Here is a 5,812-nt window from a genome sequence, read left to right as displayed (position 1 = left end):
AACTGAAGAGTTTGATCCTGGCTCAGATTGAACGCTGGCGGCATGCTTTACACATGCAAGTCGAACGGTAACAGGGAGCTTGCTCCGCTGACGAGTGGCGAACGGGTGAGTAATATATCGGAACGTACCCAAGAGTGGGGGATAACGTAGCGAAAGTTACGCTAATACCGCATACGATCTATGGATGAAAGCAGGGGATCTTCGGACCTTGTGCTCCTGGAGCGGCCGATATCTGATTAGCTAGTTGGTGAGGTAAAGGCTCACCAAGGCGACGATCAGTAGCTGGTCTGAGAGGACGACCAGCCACACTGGAACTGAGACACGGTCCAGACTCCTACGGGAGGCAGCAGTGGGGAATTTTGGACAATGGGCGCAAGCCTGATCCAGCAATGCCGCGTGAGTGAAGAANGTCTGAGAGGACGACCAGCCACACTGGAACTGAGACACGGTCCAGACTCCTACGGGAGGCAGCAGTGGGGAATTTTGGACAATGGGCGCAAGCCTGATCCAGCAATGCCGCGTGAGTGAAGAAGGCCTTCGGGTTGTAAAGCTCTTTTGTCAGGGAAGAAACGGCTGTGGCTAATATCCACGGCTAATGACGGTACCTGAAGAATAAGCACCGGCTAACTACGTGCCAGCAGCCGCGGTAATACGTAGGGTGCAAGCGTTAATCGGAATTACTGGGCGTAAAGCGTGCGCAGGCGGTTTTGTAAGTCTGTCGTGAAATCCCCGGGCTCAACCTGGGAATTGCGATGGAGACTGCAAGGCTAGAATCTGGCAGAGGGGGGTAGAATTCCACGTGTAGCAGTGAAATGCGTAGAGATGTGGAGGAACACCGATGGCGAAGGCAGCCCCCTGGGTCAAGATTGACGCTCATGCACGAAAGCGTGGGGAGCAAACAGGATTAGATACCCTGGTAGTCCACGCCCTAAACGATGTCTACTAGTTGTCGGGTTTTAATTAACTTGGTAACGCAGCTAACGCGTGAAGTAGACCGCCTGGGGAGTACGGTCGCAAGATTAAAACTCAAAGGAATTGACGGGGACCCGCACAAGCGGTGGATGATGTGGATTAATTCGATGCAACGCGAAAAACCTTACCTACCCTTGACATGTCAGGAATGCCGAAGAGATTTGGCAGTGCCCGAAAGGGAACCTGAACACAGGTGCTGCATGGCTGTCGTCAGCTCGTGTCGTGAGATGTTGGGTTAAGTCCCGCAACGAGCGCAACCCTTGTCATTAGTTGCTACATTTAGTTGAGCACTCTAATGAGACTGCCGGTGACAAACCGGAGGAAGGTGGGGATGACGTCAAGTCCTCATGGCCCTTATGGGTAGGGCTTCACACGTCATACAATGGTACATACAGAGGGCCGCCAACCCGCGAGGGGGAGCTAATCCCAGAAAGTGTATCGTAGTCCGGATCGTAGTCTGCAACTCGACTACGTGAAGTTGGAATCGCTAGTAATCGCGGATCAGCATGTCGCGGTGAATACGTTCCCGGGTCTTGTACACACCGCCCGTCACACCATGGGAGCGGGTTTTACCAGAAGTAGGTAGCTTAACCGCAAGGAGGGCGCTTACCACGGTAGGATTCGTGACTGGGGTGAAGTCGTAACAAGGTAGCCGTATCGGAAGGTGCGGCTGGATCACCTCCTTTCTAGAGTAGCACCGAGAGCCTAGAGCTCTNCAAGGTAGCCGTATCGGAAGGTGCGGCTGGATCACCTCCTTTCTAGAGTAGCACCGGAGCCTTGAGCTTATCATCAAGCGTCCACGCTTATCGACTGTTGAACAGAGAAGAACAGTTTTATCGGGGCTGTAGCTCAGCTGGTTAGAGCACCGTGTTGATAACGCGGGGGTCGTTGGTTCGAGTCCAACCAGCCCTACCACGTTTCTCGGGGGATTAGCTCAGCTGGGAGAGCACCTGCTTTGCAAGCAGGGGGTCGTCGGTTCGATCCCGTCATCCTCCACCACTTACTGTTCACTATATTTATGTAAGCCCTGCGGTTTAGATAAGTGTAGTACTCGTTCTTTAACAATCTGGAAGAAGTAAAGTTTTTTTAAGCGTGTTTGATCATGTCGGAAACGATGTGGTGAANNNAGCGTCCACGCTTATCGACTGTTGAACAGAGAAGAACAGTTTTATCGGGGCTGTAGCTCAGCTGGTTAGAGCACCGTGTTGATAACGCGGGGGTCGTTGGTTCGAGTCCAACCAGCCCTACCACGTTTCTCGGGGGATTAGCTCAGCTGGGAGAGCACCTGCTTTGCAAGCAGGGGGTCGTCGGTTCGATCCCGTCATCCTCCACCAAAAAGTTCAAACGTAAGTCGTCAGTAATAACTGATGAGATTTAGGTTTGATCTTTTAGAGATCACTGTTTTCTCGTTCTTTAACAATCTGGAAGAAGTAAAGTTTTTTTAAGCGTGTAGCGTAAATCGGAAACGAAATACGATGCACACTTAGGGTAGTAGTAATTTGTATCAAGCAAACATAGTTGTACTCTTGAATTCTATGACGATCTCTGTAACTCATGCAGAGGCCAACGTTATAGGGACAAGTGAATAAGTGCACATGGTGGATGCCTTGGCGATTACAGGCGATGAAGGACGTAGTAGCTTGCGATAAGCTGCGGGGAGCTAGCAAACGAGCTTTGATCCGCAGATTTCCGAATGGGGAAACCCGGCCTTTTAGGTCATTGCATACTGAATACATAGGTATGCAAAGCGAACGCGGCGAACTGAAACATCTAAGTAGCTGCAGGAAAAGAAATCAACCGAGATTCCCAAAGTAGTGGCGAGCGAAATGGGATGAGCCTGTATGTGATAGTCGGACTGATAGTGGAAGCCTCTGGAAATAGGCGCCATAGTGGGTGATAGCCCCGTACACGAAATCAGACCGGTGGTACTAAGCANAAATCAACCGAGATTCCCAAAGTAGTGGCGAGCGAAATGGGAAGAGCCTGTACGTGATAGTCGACTAGATAGTGGAACAACCTGGAAATGTTGGCCATAGAGGGTGATAGCCCCTTACACGAAATCTAGACGGTGGTACTAAGCGTACGACAAGTAGGGCGGGACACGAGAAATCCTGTCTGAACATGGGGGGACCATCCTCCAAGNGCGCCATAGTGGGTGATAGCCCCGTACACGAAATCAGACCGGTGGTACTAAGCATACGACAAGTAGGGCGGGACACGAGAAATCCTGTCTGAACATGGGGGGACCATCCTCCAAGGCTAAATACTCGTAATCGACCGATAGTGAACCAGTACCGTGAGGGAAAGGCGAAAAGAACCCCGGGAGGGGAGTGAAATAGATCCTGAAACCGTGTGCATACAAACAGTCGGAGCCTCTTCGTGGGGTGACGGCGTACCTTTTGTATAATGGGTCAGCGACTTACATTCAGTGGCGAGGTTAACCGAATAGGGGAGCCGTAGAGAAATCGAGTCCGAACAGGGCGACAGTCGCTGGGTGTAGACCCGAAACCAAGTGATCTACCCATGGCCAGGATGAAGGTGCGGTAACACGCCCTGGAGGTCCGAACCCACTAATGTTGAAAAATTAGGGGATGAGCTGTGGGTAGGGGTGAAAGGCTAAACAAACTTGGAAATAGCTGGTTCTCTCCGAAAACTATTTAGGTAGTGCCTCAAGTATCACCATCGGGGGTAGAGCACTGTTATGGCTAGGGGGTCATTGCGACTTACCAAACCATTGCAAACTCCGAATACCGATGAGTGCGAGCTTGGGAGACAGACATCGGGTGCTAACGTCCGGTGTCAAGAGGGAAACAACCCAGACCGCCAGCTAAGGTCCCAAAGATTGGCTAAGTGGAAAACGAAGTGGGAAGGCTAAAACAGTCAGGATGTTGGCTTAGAAGCAGCCACCATTTAAAGAAAGCGTAATAGCTCACTGATCGAGTCGTCCTGCGCGGAAGATGTAACGGGGCTAAGCCAGTCACCGAAGCTGCGGATATATTTCTCGTGATTTATCACTTGATCTATNNNGGGAAGGCTAAAACAGTCAGGATGTTGGCTTAGAAGCAGCCACCATTTAAAGAAAGCGTAATAGCTCACTGATCGAGTCGTCCTGCGCGGAAGATGTAACGGGGCTAAGCCAGTCACCGAAGCTGCGGATATATTTCTCGTGATTTATCACTTGATCTATATGGTAGGAGAGCGTTCTGTAAGCCTGCGAAGGTGTCTTGTAAAGGATGCTGGAGGTATCAGAAGTGCGAATGCTGACATGAGTAGCGATAATGCGGGTGAAAAGCCCGCACGCCGTAAGCCCAAGGTTTCCTGTTCAACGTTCATCGGAGCAGGGTGAGTCGGCCCCTAAGGCGAGGCAGAGATGCGTAGCTGATGGGAAGCAGGTTAATATTCCTGCACCGTCGTATGATGCGATGGGGGGACGGATCGCGGAAGGTTGTCTGACTGTTGGAATAGTCAGTTTTTGACTCATAGAAGGTGCTTAGGCAAATCCGGGCACGTAATTCAAGGGGTTGAGACGAGCGGCCATGCGCNNNAGTTTTTGACTCATAGAAGGTGCTTAGGCAAATCCGGGCACGTAATTCAAGGGGTTGAGACGAGCGCTCTTGTAGCGCGAAGCAATCGGAAGTGGTTCCAAGAAAAGCCTCTAAGCTTCAGTCATACGAGACCGTACCGCAAACCGACACAGGTGGGCGAGATGAGTATTCTAAGGCGCTTGAGAGAACTCGGGAGAAGGAACTCGGCAAATTGGTACCGTAACTTCGGGATAAGGTACGCCCTAGTAGTTTGACCACTTTACTGTGGAAGGATGAACGGGTTGCAATAAAATGGTGGCTGCGACTGTTTAATAAAAACACAGCACTCTGCAAACACGAAAGTGGACGTATAGGGTGTGACGCCTGCCCGGTGCTGGAAGATTAAATGATGGGGTGCAAGCTCTTGATTGAAGTCCCAGTAAACGGCGGCCGTAACTATAACGGTCCTAAGGTAGCGAAATTCCTTGTCGGGTAAGTTCCGACCTGCACGAATGGCGTAACGATGGCCACACTGTCTCCTCCCGAGACTCAGCGAAGTTGAAATGTTTGTGATGATGCAATCTACCCGCGGCTAGACGGAAAGACCCCATGAACCTTTACTGTAGCTTTGCATTGGACTTTGAATCAATCTGTGTAGGATAGGTGGGAGGCTTTGAAGTAGGGACGCCAGTTCCTATGGAGCCATCCTTGAAATACCACCCTGGTTCATTTGAGGTTCTAACCTTGGTCCGTTATCCGGATCGGGGACAGTGCATGGTAGGCAGTTTGACTGGGGCGGTCTCCTCCTAAAGTGTAACGGAGGAGTTCGAAGGTACGCTAGGTACGGTCGGACATCGTGCTAATAGTGCAATGGCATAAGCGTGCTTAACTGCGAGACCGACAAGTCGAGCAGGTACGAAAGTAGGACATAGTGATCCGGTGGTTCTGTATGGAAGGGCCATCGCTCAACGGATAAAAGGTACTCTGGGGATAACAGGCTGATTCCTCCCAAGAGTTCATATCGACGGGGGAGTTTGGCACCTCGATGTCGGCTCATCACATCCTGGGGCTGTAGCCGGTCCCAAGGGTATGGCTGTTCGCCATTTAAAGTGGTACGTGAGCTGGGTTTAAAACGTCGTGAGACAGTTTGGTCCCTATCTGCCGTGGGCGTTGGAAATTTGAAGGGGGCTGCTCCTAGTACGAGAGGACCGGAGTGGACGAACCTCTGGTGTACCGGTTGTCACGCCAGTGGCATTGCCGGGTAGCTAAGTTCGGAAGAGATAACCGCTGAAAGCATCTAAGCGGGAAACTTGCCT

4 tRNA genes and 2 rRNA genes are annotated in these 5,812 nt (G+C 51.2%); all 6 read left to right on the top strand.

Annotated features, from left to right (window positions below):
• Positions 1–1,658: ribosomal RNA gene (locus QPK27_RS25030) — 16S ribosomal RNA — on the top strand.
• Positions 1,659–1,810: 152 nt separating this feature from the next.
• A tRNA-Ile gene (locus QPK27_RS25025) sits at positions 1,811–1,887 on the top strand.
• 8 nt (positions 1,888–1,895) lie between these two features.
• Positions 1,896–1,971 (top strand) — tRNA-Ala (locus tag QPK27_RS25020).
• 174 nt (positions 1,972–2,145) lie between these two features.
• Positions 2,146–2,222 (top strand) — tRNA-Ile (locus QPK27_RS25015).
• An 8-nt stretch (positions 2,223–2,230) separates the two neighbouring features.
• Positions 2,231–2,306, top strand: a tRNA-Ala gene (locus tag QPK27_RS25010).
• Between the two features lie 241 nt (positions 2,307–2,547).
• Positions 2,548–5,812, top strand: a 23S ribosomal RNA gene (locus tag QPK27_RS25005); the annotation flags it as partial.

Source organism: Massilia sp. YIM B02443 (assembly GCF_030411955.1).
In the GTDB taxonomy this organism is placed as follows: domain Bacteria; phylum Pseudomonadota; class Gammaproteobacteria; order Burkholderiales; family Burkholderiaceae_D; genus Telluria.
The sequence above is the reverse complement of the archived record's forward strand: the minus strand, read 5'-3'. Positions and strand labels throughout refer to the sequence as shown.